Below are 17,078 nucleotides of genomic sequence, written 5' to 3'. Positions count from 1 at the left end.
AAGGGAAACCCGCCTATTCCGCCGCGCGCTCGAACGCTTCGTTGCCGGAGTCGAACTGGAGACGCGCCAGACGCGCATATATCCCGTTCTTTTTGACAAGAGCGGCATGAGTTCCCTGCTCCACGATGCGGCCATCATCCATCACGATGATACGGTCTGCCTTGAGAATTGTTGCAAGCCGATGTGCGATCACCAGCGTTGTACGCCCGCCCATAAGGCTTTCGAGCGCATGTTGCACGAACCGCTCGCTTTCCGCATCGAGCGCAGACGTAGCTTCATCAAGCAGCAGAATCGGCGCGTTTCGCAGCACAGCGCGCGCAATGGCCAAACGTTGCCGCTGGCCTCCCGATAGCGTGACACCACGCTCCCCAACCATGGTGTTGTAACCTTCCGGCAGGCGCTGAACGAACTCGTCTACCAGCGCCGCTTTTGCCGCAGCGATAATTTCCTCTTCGCTTGCATCAGGACGACCAAACGCAATGTTATCGCGTATGCTTGCGGCAAACACTGTCACGTCCTGCGGAACCGTCGCAATGCGGCTGCGCAACGCAACCGGGTCCGCGCCCCGAATGTCGATACCATCAACGAGGACCGCGCCACTGTTCGGATCATAAAAGCGCTGGAGCAGTGCAAACACCGTGGTCTTGCCTGCACCCGATGGGCCAACAATGGCGATGGTTTCGCCGGGTTTCACCTCGAAGCTCAGATCGTGTACCGCCGAACGGTGCGGCCGGGTGGGATAGGCAAAATCGACCGCGTGGAAGGATACTTCGCCCTTGGCCGGAACCGGAAATGGCACGGGGTTGGCCGGCACCTTGATCGTCGGTTGCTCATCGAGCAATTCGGCCAACCGCTCCGCCGCACCCGCAGCCTGACTAAGTTCACCCCAGACCTCGGAAAGCGCGCCAAGCGCTCCTGCCGCAAATACCGAATAGAGCAGGAACTGCCCAAGCGTTCCGGGCGATAGCGCACCGGTCAGCACATCACGCGAACCAAACCAGAGCACAGCCACGACCGACGCAAAAATCGTGAAAATCGCAACGAATGTCAGCAGCGCGCGGGCCAAAACCGAGCTGCGCGCAGCCTCAAAAGCCATCTCGACGGCCTTGGAGAATTTACCCGTAACCAACCGCTCGTTGGTGAAGGATTGCAGCGTGCGGACAGCCCCGATCTGTTCGCTGGCATAGGCAGTCGCATTCGCGAGCGTATCCTGCGCCAATCGCGATTTCGCGCGCACCGAGCGCCCAAACGCGACAAGTGGCAGCACGATCACCGGGATAGCCGCCAGCACGAGACCGGAAAGCTTCGGGCTGGTCACGACCATCATCGCAACGGCACCCAGCCCTAGAATTATATTGCGCAGCGCAACGGAAGCCGTTGCACCGACCGCGGATTTTATCTGTGTCGTATCGGCAGCCAGTCGCGAAATGATCTCACCGGACTGCGACCGGTCAAAAAACGATGGCGAAAGCGTCGTGACATGCGCGAACACCGAACTTCTTATGTCGGTAACCACACGCTCGCCGAGCGTCACCACAAAATAATAGCGGCAGGCGGATGCCAGCGCCAAAACTGCGGCAATAACCACCAGCATCGAGAAATAGTTGGCTATAAAGGTGCCGTCCGTGGATGAAAAGCCGTGATCGATCATGCGGCGTACGGCAAGCGGCAGCGTAAGCGTGGTCACGCCGGCCAAGGTTAGAAAGAACAGCGCCGCCGCAACATGCCCCTTATAGCGCATGACGAAGGGGATCAGCCGCCCGAGGGGCTTTAATGAACGTCGCTTCGCCTGCGTCTCCGCCGATGTGCCACGCGCCATGGTGTTTTTCATCCCTGTCAGGCCGTGTGAAATGCCTCTTTCACGGCCTTGTGCTTATTTCGAGGCTGTTGTATAGGCCAGCCCGACCGTCTGAAGCCGTACATTCACATGCCGCGCGCTTCAAGATTTTCGAGTGGGTGACATCGCCGCAGGGCATGTCGAGGCCGCTCACCCCGACAAGCCAGGATAGACCGATGAAAGCTAGCATCCATCCCGATTATCATTCGATCAAGGTCGTCATGACCGACGGCACCGAATATCTCACGCGTTCGACCTACGGCAAGGAAGGCGACACGCTGAACCTCGACATCGACCCGACCACCCACCCGGCATGGACCGGCGGCCAGCAGACCCTGCTCGATCGTGGTGGCCGTCTCTCGAAGTTCAAGAACAAGTTCGCGAATCTCGGCATCTAATCCGATCATATCGTATTGATTTTGAATGATTTTTCGGCGTTTTTGCGCTGAGACTAAAAGGGGGCGAGAGCCCCCTTTCCCATATTTTACCCCGCAGTCGAATTAGAACTCGACGGGCATTGCCTCAGAAACCACATGTGGTTTGAGAATGCCTTTATCCGTGGCGACGTTCTTGGCGGTGATGATAGAAAACCGCACGGGATAGACTCTGAACACCTGCTAAATTATTATATCAGTGATCTTGCGATTCCAGTCGCCGACCAATCGGCAATGCCTTGACGACGCGGGCTACTGCCCGAGAAGGGAAGGTGATTGAAATGACTAAGATCAAGATCGGTCGCTCTGCCAAAACTGGCCGCTTCACAAAAGTGTCCACCGCAGAACGCTACAGCTCTACGCATGTAGTGGAGACCATCAAAAGGAAATAACGGGGAACCGTTGTGACCTGCCGGACGGTCGTTCTTCGCGGGATTGCCGTCCGGTTCTAATCTAGAAAGCGATGGTTAACGACTGGTCAATCACCCCCATATTCACAGGGAAGAGAGGGCAAATCGGGCCTGACGAAAGAAAATTACTACGGGGTCTTGAATCTTAAAGAAAGATTACCCAGATTTAATCGATTTTAGAAGAATTCGTTCCTCTAAAACGCAGCGACCCGACGATGTTAGAGCATCGTCGGGTCAATTTTCCACCTTGCGGTGGGCGTTTGTGATCACTTGGGCATAGATGGACATCCTCCCCCATCATGTCAAGAGTCAAAGCGCCGCATCGCATGTTTCAGGGCCAAGGAGGCCAAACATGCAGCAGCATTTCGATTTGATACCGCATCAAGCTCAAGGCACCGTAATTTACCAGCGTCCGGACGATGGCTACATCAACGCTACGGCGATGTGCCTCGCGGTAAATAAGAGATTTCATGACTATTCGCGGCTGAATACGACAGACGACTTCGTATCAGCATTGAGCGCCGAAACGGGAATTCCCGTTTCGGACTTGATTGTCTCTATTAAGGGTGGTGACCCGCGGTTGCAGGGCACATGGGTTCACCCTCAAGTGGCAATTCATCTCGCTCAATGGTGTTCTGCTCATTTCGCGGTGAAGGTCAGCCAGTGGGTATATGATTGGATGTCGGGCAAAGGCGCCCCAAAGAACGCCGAAATGCCCTACCACCTTCGTCGTTACGTTGCGAACCAAAGCAATGTCCCGGTTGGTCACTTCTCAATTCTCACTGAACTCACAATGGCGCTGATCGCGCCTATGGAAGCGATGGGATACACGTTGCCTGAGCGTATGGTTCCCGACATCTCGCATGGGCGCATGTTCTGCAAATGGCTTCGTGAGAAACACGGCATTGATACCGACGCGCTGCCGACATACTGGCACACCTATGAGGATGGCAGACGCGTACAGGCGAAGGCCTATCCTGAAAGCTTGCTTGCAGATTGGAGGAAGCATTTCCGCGAAGAATGGCTTCCGCTGAGAGCAACCGACTACTTCAAAGGTCGGGACAGCGAAGCGCTTCAATTCCTGCCACGTTTGCTGCCTGCTCCAAAGGCCGCTTAACGGCTACGTGGCGGGCTTCGGTCCGCCACGTTAATCCGCTGTCACAATCTCAACCCGCGCCCTTATGGCTTCGGTCTTGCTCTTTGCTGACAAGTAAACAAGCGAGGCTTCCAGTTCGCCGTTTCGGATTCCTTCGGCAACTCGATCTTTCGCCCGATTGAGCAAGTCCGTCTCGATACGCTCACGCAATGCCTGCAACTCGGGATTTTCCGATAGATACACGTAAACGCTTTGGCGCGAGCAACCCAACAATTTTGCTGCTTGCGCAACAATACCACCCGCATTGTGCAGTGCTGTTGCAACTCGCTCGTTTGTCAATCTCATCTGAACGAATCCTTTGCTCGATTGAAAGCGTCGGGAGATCAAGCAGGAACCCCTTCCGAAACTCGATCTCCCGACGATCAGCGGCAGAGGCTCAGGTCCGCCGCTTAGTTCTGTTCAAATGCCGGGAGAGGGAAGAGGATGACAGAACCCTCCCCCGGCATGATCCAGCAGCTTCTAGCCCCATGCCTAAAGGCGCGCCGCCGAACTCAGATCGCTGGCAAATCGACGCCAAGCGTTTTGGCGGCGGCAGTCGCTTTCGTCTGCAACTCGGAAAGCGACCTTCGCAACTCTTGTGTGCGATAGAACGCCTGCTCGTCTCCCATGCGCTGTTGGTGACGTGCTGCGGCTTCGGCAAGCGAATCCAACTCAGCCTTCACCCTCGGTGCGTTGGCCGCATAGTCAGCAAGGGCGGAACGTGCTGCGCGTTCGCGATCTGCGCGCTCGTCCAGCTTACGATCAAGCTTTGCATCAATCTTTCGGATGAAGCCGCGCAAATGGACCGCTGTCACGATCAGATCAGCATCATCATTGTCCAGCCGCGCCGGTTGAAGATGACCCAATCCAAGATTGTTCCAACGCCAGTTTGTCGGCGTGCCGCTCTTGAAATACCGAGCCTTTGCCTCTTCTGCCTCAGCCTTAGACGGCGGACGCAAATCCTCCGTCCCTTTGTTGAGCGTGTACCTGATCCGCATAAGGCTGTTCATGGCGTCTTGACGGGTGAACGGCGGATTCATCGTCCGTGATTGTTCGTTCTCGAAGATCGGGTAATCAGGGCAATCGTTCTCGTTCGGCCACAGGTCGGACGGATCGAAGACCTGAGTAAGATCATAATCTCGGATGGTCATGACCTCAGTCCTCCGCCTTGGGCAGTTTGTAGCCACGCTGATCGGCAACAGACTTAGGCCTGTCGTCGCTCCCGTCCGCTTTGGGCAACTTGAACTCGTGTAGTTTATTGTCCACGCGCTTACCGCTCTCTTTCGCCGCTTTCTTTTCCAGCTCGGCGATCCGTGTGGTCAACGGCTCAATGGCTTTCGTGATCTCGGTATGGACAGCAGTCGCCACTTTCTCGGCGAACTCTTCCATATTCAGGGTCACAGAGCGCTCTTCCTGCTGGCCCTGCGAGCCTGTGGTCACAAATTGCTTGCTCATTTTTCGTTCCTTCAAATGAAGTGTGGATTCAAGATGTGGGTCCGCCTGCCATCGACCGTGCCGTAAGCACTGATCCGACTTTCGTAGAACCCGACCAGAATGGTTTGGTCAGGGGATGCGAGTTGTTCGAGGCTGTCGCGCTTGCAAATGCCGATAGCCACATCCCGCTTGCGCTTCGGATGAGAGACTGTGATCCGGTCAACAAACAGGTGCCCGGCTTCATCGGCAGTGCGCATAAACACGTCCATGTAAGTCGCCCCTTTCGAGCGCCTCATTCGCTTCGCTTCAATCTTCATCAGGTGCATCGAGCATCGTTCCTTGTTGTCGGGTACACGATGCTCGGGCGTGTGATTGGAGGGTCCACGCTGATGAATATGAGGGCAAGCCGAAAAGTGACATTATTGTTGTCTAAAATGCACGTTGTCGCATTTGGCAGGTGCAGCGTGTTACGGGATCGGGCGAGCGTTGGCGATCAAACCCTATGCGTTCCCCGAATACTTGAGCCGTGGGGGCGGAACAGGCGTTTCGACGTAGGTCGGGAGGGTCGCGCCTAGAAATCGCCTGTACGGCGAGATTTTTTGAGGCGCATGTTGGCAAAGTCTTGGGATAAGGCGGCAAAGCATCGTGATCCACCAATGGATTTCGCGCCGTGGCCAACTTTGATGGAAAGTTGACAAAACGAAACCCGCGCCTCTCGACGCGGGTTGCGGCATTGAACATTGATTTGGATCAGGCGGCGCGAAGTGCCTCGTCCTTGCAAGATGCGTCTCGACCTGTGGTCAGGCAATAGAAGCGCGTTTTGGCGGTCGCCGTGTTCATCTGGATCGCAGCACAGGCAGCGAGAAAGGTTGCGCGATCTTGGGATGGGTTCGCCCAATAAATTTTGCGCGCTTGTGCGAACGGGGATTCCTTCTTTGCAGGAGCGGTTTTGGATTTCTTCTCGGTCGTCATGTCAGCGACCCCCATCCATGAGCCGTTCGGCAGCTTCCCATCCGGCAACTGTTTTCGTTTTTGTCTCAAAACCCATCTTGCGAAGATCGGCGGCTTCACGCTTGGCAATAGTCGCTGTCTCACAGATTTGATCGGGGTCGCCATCAGCGAAGATGACGTAAAGAGTGGGTTCGGTTCGCATATCAGGGTTCCTTTCGTTCGATTGACGAAAGGAAGAATCTCATCTCGCTGATCGGATGGCACTCCGGCACGAGATTAAAAACCACATGGGTGTGGTAGGGCGTATCGGGTGACACATCGCCACGTGCGATGCGGGATGTCAGAACTGGCGATGTGTTAGTTTGCATCCCAGTACGGTCGTCCGCGTCCGCGCATATGCGCGTGAGGAGTCGCCAATCTCGCACTCGTCAATTATCGCGGCGAACCTTTTGCGCGCGATAACGCTCATCCAACATCATTCACACACATGTGGTTTTTGATGCTCGATCTCAAACCCTGCTAACGCCCTTATCGAAACTGTGTAATGTGCGTAATCCCTGTAAACACCGTAAACTGTGTAAACTCTGTCTGGTGGGCACCTTCTAGCGCTCGAACACAGGGGAATTTGAATCTCTGAATCTACGATCTGCTATCTGCCGTATCGTATCAGGGCGACCCTAGGGATTGGGGTGATACGATACGGTAGATCAGTGCGACCATTGGGGTGGGGGCATAAATGCCCCCCCACACCCCAATTAAATGGTTTGAAAATGATACGATACGGTATCTGATACGGGCTTAACGAATTGTTTTTACAATTTTTTTTGCCCTGCCCGTATCATCGTATCAGGTCAAATCGTATCATGATACGATACGGGGGAGATCGCAGTTGTGGCGCGACGAATTACCTGAATTTTGGGTGATTTGGGCATGATACGATTTTTGCGAACCGTATCACGGTTTCACGCGGGAATTTGCGGCGTTTTTGCCCTTGGTAGTTACTGTCCAACGATCAAGATCGTAGGTGACGAGTTTGTCCTTTTTCAGCTTTTCAACGGTTCGCTGGGCCTTGATCTTGTCGGGCGTTTGGCCGTCGCGTTTGAACCAGCGGAGTTGCTTCGCAAGATCGACTAGGCTCGCTTTGCCATTGGCGGTGATTGCCACCAGCATGTCGAACGAGTCTGTTGCAGCCTTGTCCTTCTGGCTTTCGACATTCGCATCGCTCTCGATCTTCGCCATTACTGTCGGGATCGGACGTCCGCGACTGTCGCGCAACTGAGGCGGAAAGATCGTCGGCATGGTGAACGTTATTGGATCAAAATCAGGGCCTCGAAATTTGCCCTGCGTATGCAGTTCGCTGACACGGTCGCCCTGTTTCGCTAAGGACAGGTTGCCATCCACTTCGTTCAAGAATCCACTTCCGCCGCGCGGCACCAAGTTTTCTGATTGCGCACCCTTGATGGGATGACTGGCGGCGATGACCGCGGGGTTGCCTGGCATCTGTGTTAGCGTTCGCAAAAGCCGCGCATAGTCGCCCATTTGTTTATTGCCGTTCTCATCATCGCCGGGAAAGTACGCCGCCGAGGTGTCAACTATGATGAGCGACACGCCGCCCAAGATTCCAACCTCGCGCGCGACTTCGTGGTACAGCGCCTGAATGGAAAACACCCCCGGCTTGAAATAAACGTCCATACGCTCTGGCCTGCAACGCAACTCGTGGCAAAGACCGATCCATCTCATTCTCACATCATCGGGATTCTCGCCGGCAAAATACAGAACGCGACCCTTCGCTACTTCACGACCTGCCAAGACCAGACCGAGGGCCGTGTGGGCGGAAAATAGCAGCGCGACATTGGTCTTGCCGCTGCCCGTCTGTCCGGTCAGGCTATAGAGGAACCCCGACTGGATTATCCCATCAATGAGATAGTCGGGCGGCGTGAAGCCCCTAACGAACTCGGCGCTCGATAGGATGACTGATTGTTCGGAATTGCCGCTTGCCTTGTTCTCGTTGGCGGGCAGGGTTGTGAACTCACAATCTTCTTCCGGAAGGATTGGCCGCACCGTGGTGGCGTCGAATTGCAAAACAACCATCTCTAAGCACCTCTTTTAAGATTAGAGGCTGCTGAAATGGACTGGTGACACAATGTGGCGGTCGGCCTATCGTTGTGATGCATTTCAGAGCACCCTCGTAATTATTGGCCCGCAAGAGTTCACTGCTCTTTGCGGGTCGTTTCTTTTGCTAGTGCAGCTTGGATCGGCGTTCATGGGCGCTGACGCAATGAGCGAGCAATTGAAGTGAATCCCGATGCAAACGGGAATCGTCGGGCGTTACTTCCACAAGCATCGCCCATGCGTGGACGTAGGCGCATACCTCTGGAATTTGCCAAAGCTCGCGTGGGTCATCGTCATACCCGCTGATCGTCAAGAGGACCGTTTTGCTGTGAGGTATTCGCTTCCACACCCTCGCTGACAACCGTCTATCAGCACGGGTGAGATGGCCCTTGTCGCCAATGGTCAGAACGATAAATTCATACTTCGACCAATCCTGCTGCGACCAGTCGACTCCATCCTCATTGTCGACTATGTCGACCATGGAATTGTCCCTGCTCATGCTGCGGCCCCCTTCTTCGATCTGTGTCGCAAGCATCCGCATGATCGAGTGACCCCACGGCGTAAAGCATTTCCATCTACAGTTGAGGATTTTCCGCAGTCACATTGGCAGTGCCAATGGACAACTCCTCGACCGTTAGCAAATGCTCGCTCAGTAACGGTGAGTTTTCCGAAACGGAGACCTTTCATTTGTTTTGCTGATGCTGGCATCTAATCTTACTCTTGTTGAACGTTACTCGAATGTTCTCATAGATATATCGAGATATACAATCGAAAAACGTCATCCTCATGCGCTTTAGATTTCACCCGGGACTGATATTGGAACCAATGAACCAGCCTCCGGCTCCATATGAGTGACAATCGCCCCGATACGCCGCACGAAATGGAGTGCGTTGTGTCCCTGCTGTTCCCGCCAATACTCGCCCAACAATGCCATTCGCCGTCGCGCCCGTATGATCGAGCGTTGCAGCGAAAATGACGTTGGAACTGGGCGTGCGTTGGGTCGCGTGAGGGGGTGAGGAAGAGAACTCGCCCTACCCCTTTGGAATCCCGAGATGGAGCGAACTTGAGTGCGAAGTTGAACGCCCCGCATCCCGCAAACGATTGTGGTTTTCATGCTGCATTCTGCTTCTTCGACTGGTTGGAAAGCCACTTGTGGTAGTTGCGTTCCACGTCAAGAAACAATTCCCAAGGTCCGCCACGGTCGAGGAACTTGGCGGCGTATCCAGTAGGCGCGTCTGCGATCAGAAAACGCGTGAACTCGTTCGGTGTGATGCCAACATCAAACGCGAACTGTGCAGCGCAGTTAAGATGATAGTGACGGCTCGGCCCTGTCCCCTCACTATTCATCCGTTTGTTGAATTGTGGCAAACAGTCGCCCGTGTAACGCCAGACAATAGGGGGCATTTTGGCAACGATCTCGTCAAACGTCCTGCCTTCCTCCGGCAGAGGCTTCCGGCGATCAATGTTCGTTGATCTGCGTGAGATGCCATCCTGTGACGCCTGTGGCAGCAAGTCCTCAAGCGCCTTTTGCGAATAAGCGCGAATTTGAATGTTCCAATCGGGCAAGTAGTGTTCCCGTACGACGACGCGCTGAGGCGGGTTCTTGTAATTCACGGTCCCGGGAAATCGCCATTTCTGCGAAGGCGATCCAGTCTTGCTGTCCGCCTTCGCAACGGCCCGCAACTCATCGCCGATTGCGTGGGCTGGTCCTGGCAACATGCCGGTGATGTAGTGGAGGTGGGCGTGCAACTCTCCGTTACGAAGCGAAGTTTGAATGGCAAAGCTTTCAGGGAACGGTGCGCGCCCGTATCCGTCGAAGTCGATCACCAGTCCAAAAACCCAAATCAGGTCATGCGCCTTTCCCATCGATTTGCGGGGCACGGTCGCGGATAGCATCCAAACGTCGAACCCCTGTGCGGCCCAAGCGATAGCGGTTTCCGCCAACAGTCTCGCGCCGAGCGGACCCATCCGAGCATGGAACCATTCGTGCTTCGTCTGCCCCGTCACCGGATGCAGTCCGAACAGATAGAAGCAGCCGGGATCATTCAGACCGGATGCTTCTGCCTGTGGCCCCACCACGGAGTAGAGAAGCGTTGAGTATGCGAGCGCCTCTTGCAGATCGGTTAGATCGGGACGAGGTTGGAACTCTGGCGGAACAGCGCTCATGCTGCGCGCTCCCGTGTTTCAATCCAGTTCTCGATCTCGGAAAGACGCCAGCGGATTGCGCCGGTTTGCCCCGGCGTCAGTTTGAGGGGTTGCGGGAAATCTCCGCGCTTCCTCATTTCCCAAATCACGACCCTTGATAGGCCGATGATCTTGGTCACTTCTTTTTCAGTCAACAATCGTTCGGTCATGGGTAACCCACAATCATGCGAAGCGACACACGCATCCTCCCGTTTGTGGCGTGTGGGTACTTCTGTGTTGTGGGTTCCTTTCCGCGATTATTCGTGTTCGGTCGGAATTGTCAAAAACAATTCGGGGTGCCGATTGCGTTTTACGCGCTCAAGCCGTGGAGTTTCTTCGTCATACCTTTGACGTCACAAAGTCTGACCAGTCCTGCATGAGCGCTCGCCTTTTCTCGATAGCGTTGCCGCGACGGTAAGCGCGTGTCGTAGCATTGCCTACAGTATGCGCCAGACTCATCTCGATGATCTCTTGCGAGTGATCGGTTTCGGCAAATGCCCAGTCGCTGAACGAAGATCGGAACCCGTGCGCCGTGATGCCGGGAACGCCGATTTTGCGGACGAGTGTCGAAGCGACAATTCCGCCGCGCTTGAATACGAATGGTGAGCGGGTTCGCGTTTGCCGCTCAACAACCGCAACTGCGGCATCAGTAAGAGGCACGCTGAACTCATTGCCGTTCTTCATCCGCTCGCCGGGGATCGTCCAAACCTTCGCCTCAAGATCGAACTCAGACCATTGCGCCAACCGCACTTCGTTGGATCGTGTGGCGGTCAACACGAGTAGTTTTAGAGGATCGAAGTCGATGGTCGCAAACCACGCGGGAATGCCCTTGTACGGCATCGCGTTGTGGTGCTCATGCTTCTTCGGTCGTTTGAAATTCTGATCTAAATGGTTACGCCACCTTGCTGGATTCGCCCCAGTTCGCTTCTTGTGAAATATCGCAAAATCGAGAACGCGTTCCATTATATTTTGAACAACTGGACCGGCCGCCTTTTTCCAGATCGGGGTGATAGCATCAACGACATCCGCATCAGTGATTGATGCAACTTTCAAATCATTGAAGGATTGAGGAACGTTTCTAAGAGCAACGCGAATGTTTCGCAGCGTGCTATCGCGCCATTCTTCCTGCTGTTTAGAAATCCAAGTTTCTAAGTATGCGCCAAACGTGAGGGTGCTTGCCTCCACCTCCTGCTTCGCTTCCTTTTTCTCTTCGAGCGGATCGAATTTCTTTTCCCCCTTCTTGGGTTTCTTTTTGACCTCTCCGCGCAATTCGTCAGCTTTTGCCCGGGCCTCTGCTAGCGTCACCAAACCAGCCGAGCCTAATCCGAGTTCTCGACGCTTGCCGGTTACGGGCGAGGTATAGATGAACGCCCATGTCCGGGTTTTGCCCTTGGACACTACTAGATAAAGATTTGGCGCCGCCGCGTAGCGCCCCGGTTCAGTCCGCAGTTTCAACTGACGGTCGTTTAGGTATTCTCTCTTCATCTCCGCAAACCCTGCACTTTACCCATCAATTGTGCAGGGTATCAAACCAAATCATGCAAAACAATCCCGAACAAACGCGACAATGCAGATTGCATAAGTAATTGAATTTACTTCAATCTTTGGCGATGTAACCGATTGAGAACTAACGGGTATTTTTGAACAGGCCAAGTTCAAGAACAAGTTCGCGAATCTCGGCATCTAAGCCGTCGCAAATGTCAGCAGTCTGGGGCCTTCGGGCCCCTTTTGCGTTTGTGACGCATCAATGCCGTGCTTAAGTCCCCGCAAGGAGACAGCAAATGGCACAGCTCGTTCTGATACTCACTTTTATCGCGGCGTTAGGCAGCGGCCTTATGGCCGGCCTCTATTTCGCATTCTCCAATTCTGTGATGAGCGGCCTTTCCCGGCTTCCCGTTCCTCAAGGCATCGCCGGAATGAACCACATTAATGTGGTCATCCAGAACCCGGCTTTTTTCGCGGTGTTCATGGGAACGGCATTGATCGCATTGGCGCTTGCCGCGCTGGTTTTCTTCACCAACGTCCCGAAACCAGCTTGGGTTCTCATCGGAGCCGCGCTTTTTCTGCTCGGCAATATCGCAGTTACAATCGCGATCAACGTTCCAATGAATGACGCTCTCGCCGCTGCTGCGCCTGATAGTGCCGAGGCCGCAAAGCTGTGGAGCGTCTATCTGGATCGTTGGGTATTCTGGAACACCGTCCGCTTTGTTGCCTGCACCGGCGCGCTCGCGGCATTTATCGTAGCATTGATGTAGCCGGTCAGGACTTTTTGCGATCTGAGTGGCCGAGGTCACGCTCAGGATCGATCACATCACGCACAAGCTGCTTGAGTTTGGCGGCGTCTGGAAAGCCGCCATCGCGCTTGCGTTCCCAAATAAGGTGGTCATCGCAGGTGACGGTGAAAATCCCGCCTGTCCCCGGTACCAGCACCACCTCGCCCAGTTCGAGGCTGAAAGTGGACAGCAGTTCCTGCGCCATCCATCCCGCACGCAGCAGCCATTGGCACTGCGTGCAGTAGGTAATGCGGATTACCGGCTTGCGTTCGCTCACGCAGCGCTCAGCTTCGCCAGCGTTGCGTCGTCGACCTCGAAATTGGCATAGACGTTCTGCACGTCGTCATCGTCTTCAAGCGTGGCGACCAGCTTCATCAGCGATTGTGCGCGCTCTTCGTCCACAGGCACATTGTTCTGCGGCTTCCAGATGACTTTCACGCTTTCGGCTTCGCCAAGCGAGGCTTCCAGCGCCTTGGAAACTTCGTTTACATCCTCAAAGCCGCAAAGAATGGTGTGACCTTCCTCATCGGTCTCCACATCATCTGCGCCCGCCTCGATTGCCGCTTCCATAACCTTGTCGGCATCACCAGCCTTGGCAGAATAATATATTTCTCCCGCACGGTCCCACATGAACGAAACTGAACCGGTTTCGCCAAGCGCACCGCCTGCCTTCGTGAAGGCTGCGCGCACATTCGATGCAGAGCGGTTGCGATTGTCGGTCAGCGCCTCAACAATAACCGCAACGCCACCGGGGCCGTAGCCCTCATAGCGCACTTCTTCGTAATTTTCCGAATCGCCACCGGACGCCTTGTTGATCGCGCGGGCAATATTGTCTTTCGGCATGGACTCGGCCTTGGCGTTCTGGATCGCCAGACGCAGGCGCGGGTTCATGGCCGGGTCAGGCAGGCCCTGCTTCGCAGCGACGGTGATTTCGCGCGCCAGCTTGGAGAATATCTTCGAGCGGACCGCGTCCTGACGGCCCTTGCGGTGCATAATGTTTTTAAACTGGGAATGGCCGGCCATGGCGCCCTCTGTCGATGCCAAATCTATTCGGATTTCGCGGGCTTATAGATAAATTGCCGACGAACGTCCAGCAGGTGCGTGCGTACTTCCAGCCAAATCGCTCGCGCAGATTTGACTTCGCCTCGGCGCGCAACATCGCAATAGTCTGCGCAGGGTGGCGCAAAACGGAGTCGCATATGATCCGTCCGCTGTTGTTTGCCTGTCTTCTACTGGTCGGCAGCCCTGCCATCGCGCAGGAAAACCGCGTCGTTTCAAAATGCATGGCGATTGCGCAATCGGTCCCCGGCATCACCTATGCAAACTTCACGCCGGGCTGGCAGCCTGTTGCTACGGCGAATGAAGCCGTCACCATTACTTATGCGGGACATTCGACCTATCTGATCGAAACCCCCGCAGGCGTGCGCATCGCGACGGATTTCAGCGGCGTCTATGGCAGCGAATTCAACCCGCGCGTCGTGACCATGAACAAGGCCCACCGCACGCATTACACCGACCACCCGCCCCAAGGCATCGAATACGTGCTTCGCGGATGGAACCCTGCGGGCGGTCCGGCGCACCACGCACTAACGGTTGACGATGTGACAATTCGCAATGTGCCGACCGACATTCGCCACGGTGCAGCCATGGAAAAAGACGGCAATTCGATCTTCATTTTCGAGGTTGCCGGGCTCTGCATCGGCCATCTCGGCCATCTGCACCACCGGCTTGATAATGCACATTACGGAGCTATAGGACGGCTGGATATTGTGATGGTGCCAATCGATGGCGGCATGACCCTTTCGGTGCAGGCCATGAGCGACATCACCACCCGGCTCTATTCTTCGATGATCCTGCCAATGCACCGCCACGCGACGCCGCTGTCGGTGTTTACCAGACTGATGGGCGACGGTTTCGCGGTCGATTTTCGCAGTACAGATACGCTGTCGGTGTCGCTCAAGACCCTGCCGGACCGCCCGACAATCGTGATTCTTTCCGGCGTATAGAAAGAGGGCCGGTCGAAGCCGGCCCTCATCAAATCAATCGGCGGAGCGTTTCCGCTTGCGCGCCAGCATGTTGAGCCCCTCGACGAGAGCGGAGAAGCCCATCGCCGCGTAGATGTAGCCCTTGGGCACATGGTAGCCCATGCCATCGGCGATCAGTGTCATGCCGATCATCAGCAGGAAGCCCAGCGCCAGCATGACGATTGTCGGGTTCTTTTCGATGAAGTTCGCCAGCGGCGTCGCTGCCGCCAACATCACCGAAACCGCGACGATCACCGCGATATACATAATTGCAATGTGATCGGTCATGCCGACAGCGGTAATGATCGAGTCGATCGAGAACACCAGATCGAGCAGCAATATCTGGAATATTGCCGCGCCGAGGCTGAGTTGCAGCGTCTGCCCAATCATCGAATCCTTATGGTCGGTCGGGTCGACAGTATGATGGATTTCCTTCGTCGCTTTCCAGACGAGGAACAGACCGCCCGCAATCAGGATCAGGTCACGCCACGAAAAGCCGTGTCCGAATGCGCTGAACACCGGCGTGGTCAATTGCACGATGAACGAAATAGTTGCCAGCAGAATGAGACGCATGATCAGCGCCGCACCGATACCAAGTCGCCGCGCGGGCACTCTTTGCGCTTCAGGAAGCTTGTTTGTGAGAATTGAGATGAAGATCAGATTGTCGATGCCAAGGACGACTTCGAGCACGACGAGCGTAACCAAGGCAACCCAGGCCGTCGGATCAGACGTCCAGGCGAAAAACGGCAGTAAGAACTCCATGTGTCCCCATTCTTTAAAAATTGAATTCCGGCAGAGTTAGGAACGACCCAACCCGCCGTCAATGTCATGCCCAGAATGAAGGCACTGTTTCTTCCAGACGCGGACCCATGCGCAACGGCGCAATGCGTTCCGCAAGTCCTGTCCTGTCGGATATGTCGATGCCCACGCCGCAAAGCGTTGCCGGGCCAGAAGCCGCTTCAAACCGGCCTTTCGGCACTTTTGAAAGGAACCTGTTAAGCGGTTCCTCCTTTTCCATGCCAAGCGAGGAGTCGTAATCGCCGCACATTCCGGCGTCGGTAATATAGCCCGTGCCACCGTTCAAGATTTGGTGATCTGCTGTTGGCTGATGCGTATGCGTACCTACGACGAGGCTCACGCGACCATCGACAAAATGCCCGAAGCACATTTTTTCGCTGGTTGCCTCGGCGTGAAAATCGATCAGCACGGCGTCGGCCTGCTCGCCGAGCGGACACGCCTCCAGTTCGCGCTCTGCCGCCTGAAATGGATCGTCCAGTTCGGGATGCATGAACACGCGGCCCATAATGTTCGACACGAGAACGCGCGCGCCATTGCGCGCAATATAGACGCCAGACCCTTTGCCGGGCGTACCGGCGGGAAAATTGGCAGGTCGCAAAAACCGATCCTGACGGCCAGCGAAGGAAAGCGCCTCGCGCTGGTCCCACACATGGTTGCCCGTGGTCACGACATCTGCACCTGCCGCCAGCGTGCTCTGGAAAATGTCTTCCGTTATGCCGAAACCGCCCGCAGCGTTCTCGCCATTGACCACAACGAAATCCAACTTGAAGTCCGAAATCAGGCCGGGAAGTTTTTCCCAAACCGCAACTCGGCCAGTGCGGCCAACCATATCACCAAGAAAAAGAAGCCTCATGCGCCGCTTCTAGTGCGGTTCTCTGCATGATGGAAGCGGTGCAGGCCGCTTTCCGTTAGCAATTCCGAAATAACCACATCATGTGGCTCGTCCGGCACGCGATCGACCTTCTGGCAGTCGAAAGCAATCCCGATCAGTCGCGGTTTCATACCCTTCACGCGAAGCCGCTCGATGGCGCGATCATAATAGCCAGCGCCATAACCGATGCGATGGCCACGACCGTCAAACGCAGCAAGCGGCACCAGCATCAGCGCGGGATTGAGCACTTCCGCATTCTCACCCGGCCCGAATGTTCCGAAGCCCATATCGACCAACGGCTCTCCGCGCACAAGCTCGCGAAAAATCATGGTGGTCTTATCCAATAGCGCCGGCAGGCAAAGCCGCGCGCCCTTTGCGGCCAGTTCAAACATCATCGGCCTGACATCGACCTCCGAACGCATCGGCCAGAATCCTGACACCACACTGCCCGGCTCAAACTCAATGTTTGCAAGCAGCGTTTCCGCCATCGCAAGAGAGGCATCCACCCGCCAGGCCGTTTCCAGCGCATCGCGGCGCGCAAGCGCTTCTTTGCGCAACTCGCGTTTCTGTTCTTTTGGCGTGGTCATAGATGAAGGATAAAAAGCTGAGATCAAA

20 protein-coding genes are annotated in these 17,078 nt (G+C 55.4%); 4 read left to right on the top strand and 16 right to left on the bottom strand.

Features of this window, described 5'->3' with window-relative positions; all coding sequences use genetic code 11:
- Nucleotides 1-13: 13 nt before the first annotated feature.
- Nucleotides 14-1,819 (bottom strand): ABC transporter transmembrane domain-containing protein, encoded by a 1,806-nt coding sequence (locus DY251_RS09410; RefSeq protein WP_116623826.1) that lies wholly within the window; start codon nucleotides 1,817-1,819, stop codon nucleotides 14-16.
- Nucleotides 1,820-2,013: 194 nt separating this feature from the next.
- Between DY251_RS09410 and rpmE the strand changes: the two genes are divergently transcribed.
- A complete protein-coding gene (gene rpmE / locus DY251_RS09405) occupies nucleotides 2,014-2,235 on the top strand; it encodes a 50S ribosomal protein L31 (protein ID WP_116623825.1) in 222 nt (73 codons plus the stop codon).
- A gap of 798 nt (nucleotides 2,236-3,033) precedes the next feature.
- Nucleotides 3,034-3,798, top strand: a complete 765-nt coding sequence (locus DY251_RS09400) for a KilA-N domain-containing protein (protein ID WP_116623632.1) — start codon at nucleotides 3,034-3,036, stop codon at nucleotides 3,796-3,798.
- A gap of 30 nt (nucleotides 3,799-3,828) precedes the next feature.
- Here the strand turns inward: DY251_RS09400 and DY251_RS09395 are convergent, their stop codons facing one another.
- From DY251_RS09395 to DY251_RS09345, 10 genes are all read right to left on the bottom strand, one after another.
- Entirely contained in the window at nucleotides 3,829-4,122 is a 294-nt protein-coding gene (locus DY251_RS09395) for a helix-turn-helix domain-containing protein (protein ID WP_116623631.1), read from the bottom strand.
- A gap of 206 nt (nucleotides 4,123-4,328) precedes the next feature.
- Nucleotides 4,329-4,967: a hypothetical protein gene (locus DY251_RS09390; RefSeq protein WP_116623630.1), complete on the bottom strand. Its 639-nt coding sequence runs from the start codon at nucleotides 4,965-4,967 to the stop codon at nucleotides 4,329-4,331.
- Nucleotides 4,968-4,971: 4 nt separating this feature from the next.
- Nucleotides 4,972-5,271: a hypothetical protein gene (locus tag DY251_RS09385; protein WP_116623629.1), complete on the bottom strand. Its 300-nt coding sequence runs from the start codon at nucleotides 5,269-5,271 to the stop codon at nucleotides 4,972-4,974.
- 11 nt (nucleotides 5,272-5,282) lie between these two features.
- Entirely contained in the window at nucleotides 5,283-5,567 is a 285-nt protein-coding gene (locus DY251_RS09380) for a hypothetical protein (protein WP_147307427.1), read from the bottom strand.
- A gap of 656 nt (nucleotides 5,568-6,223) precedes the next feature.
- Entirely contained in the window at nucleotides 6,224-6,403 is a 180-nt protein-coding gene (locus DY251_RS09370) for a hypothetical protein (RefSeq protein ID WP_116623626.1), read from the bottom strand.
- A 752-nt stretch (nucleotides 6,404-7,155) separates the two neighbouring features.
- Complete coding sequence (locus tag DY251_RS09365) at nucleotides 7,156-8,292, bottom strand: AAA family ATPase (protein WP_116623625.1); 1,137 nt, start codon at nucleotides 8,290-8,292, stop codon at nucleotides 7,156-7,158.
- A gap of 148 nt (nucleotides 8,293-8,440) precedes the next feature.
- Complete coding sequence (locus DY251_RS09360) at nucleotides 8,441-8,812, bottom strand: hypothetical protein (RefSeq protein ID WP_147307426.1); 372 nt, start codon at nucleotides 8,810-8,812, stop codon at nucleotides 8,441-8,443.
- Nucleotides 8,813-9,423: 611 nt separating this feature from the next.
- Entirely contained in the window at nucleotides 9,424-10,479 is a 1,056-nt protein-coding gene (locus DY251_RS09355) for a hypothetical protein (RefSeq protein ID WP_116623623.1), read from the bottom strand.
- Complete coding sequence (locus tag DY251_RS09350) at nucleotides 10,476-10,667, bottom strand: helix-turn-helix transcriptional regulator (RefSeq protein ID WP_116623622.1); 192 nt, start codon at nucleotides 10,665-10,667, stop codon at nucleotides 10,476-10,478. The genes DY251_RS09355 and DY251_RS09350 overlap by 4 nt, the downstream gene beginning before the upstream one ends.
- Nucleotides 10,668-10,836: 169 nt before the next feature.
- Complete coding sequence (locus DY251_RS09345; protein ID WP_116623621.1) at nucleotides 10,837-11,982, bottom strand: tyrosine-type recombinase/integrase; 1,146 nt, start codon at nucleotides 11,980-11,982, stop codon at nucleotides 10,837-10,839.
- 296 nt (nucleotides 11,983-12,278) lie between these two features.
- Here DY251_RS09345 and DY251_RS09340 point away from each other — a divergent pair, with 296 nt between their 5' ends.
- Entirely contained in the window at nucleotides 12,279-12,752 is a 474-nt protein-coding gene (locus DY251_RS09340) for an anthrone oxygenase family protein (RefSeq protein WP_116623620.1), read from the top strand.
- Nucleotides 12,753-12,756: 4 nt separating this feature from the next.
- Here the strand turns inward: DY251_RS09340 and DY251_RS09335 are convergent, their stop codons facing one another.
- Entirely contained in the window at nucleotides 12,757-13,047 is a 291-nt protein-coding gene (locus DY251_RS09335; protein ID WP_116623619.1) for an Rdx family protein, read from the bottom strand.
- Nucleotides 13,044-13,793, bottom strand: coding sequence for a YebC/PmpR family DNA-binding transcriptional regulator (locus DY251_RS09330; RefSeq protein ID WP_116623618.1), 750 nt, complete (start codon nucleotides 13,791-13,793; stop codon nucleotides 13,044-13,046). The genes DY251_RS09335 and DY251_RS09330 overlap by 4 nt, the downstream gene beginning before the upstream one ends.
- Nucleotides 13,794-13,969: 176 nt before the next feature.
- Here DY251_RS09330 and DY251_RS09325 point away from each other — a divergent pair, with 176 nt between their 5' ends.
- Nucleotides 13,970-14,776, top strand: a complete 807-nt coding sequence (locus DY251_RS09325; RefSeq protein WP_116623824.1) for an MBL fold metallo-hydrolase — start codon at nucleotides 13,970-13,972, stop codon at nucleotides 14,774-14,776.
- 33 nt (nucleotides 14,777-14,809) lie between these two features.
- On the opposite strand, the gene DY251_RS09320 is transcribed toward DY251_RS09325, so the two are convergent.
- The 3 genes from DY251_RS09320 to DY251_RS09310 form a co-directional block, all read right to left on the bottom strand.
- Nucleotides 14,810-15,556 (bottom strand): TerC family protein, encoded by a 747-nt coding sequence (locus DY251_RS09320; protein ID WP_116623617.1) that lies wholly within the window; start codon nucleotides 15,554-15,556, stop codon nucleotides 14,810-14,812.
- Nucleotides 15,557-15,620: 64 nt separating this feature from the next.
- Nucleotides 15,621-16,445, bottom strand: coding sequence for a TIGR00282 family metallophosphoesterase (locus DY251_RS09315; protein WP_116623616.1), 825 nt, complete (start codon nucleotides 16,443-16,445; stop codon nucleotides 15,621-15,623).
- A complete protein-coding gene (locus DY251_RS09310) occupies nucleotides 16,442-17,050 on the bottom strand; it encodes a 5-formyltetrahydrofolate cyclo-ligase (RefSeq protein WP_116623615.1) in 609 nt (202 codons plus the stop codon). Before DY251_RS09310 ends, DY251_RS09315 begins: the two co-directional genes overlap by 4 nt.
- Nucleotides 17,051-17,078: the final 28 nt, after the last annotated feature.

The organism is Mesorhizobium denitrificans, from assembly GCF_003403035.1.
In the GTDB taxonomy this organism is placed as follows: Bacteria; Pseudomonadota; Alphaproteobacteria; order Rhizobiales; family Rhizobiaceae; genus Mesorhizobium_G; species Mesorhizobium_G denitrificans.
The sequence above is the reverse complement of the archived record's forward strand: the minus strand, read 5'-3'. Positions and strand labels throughout refer to the sequence as shown.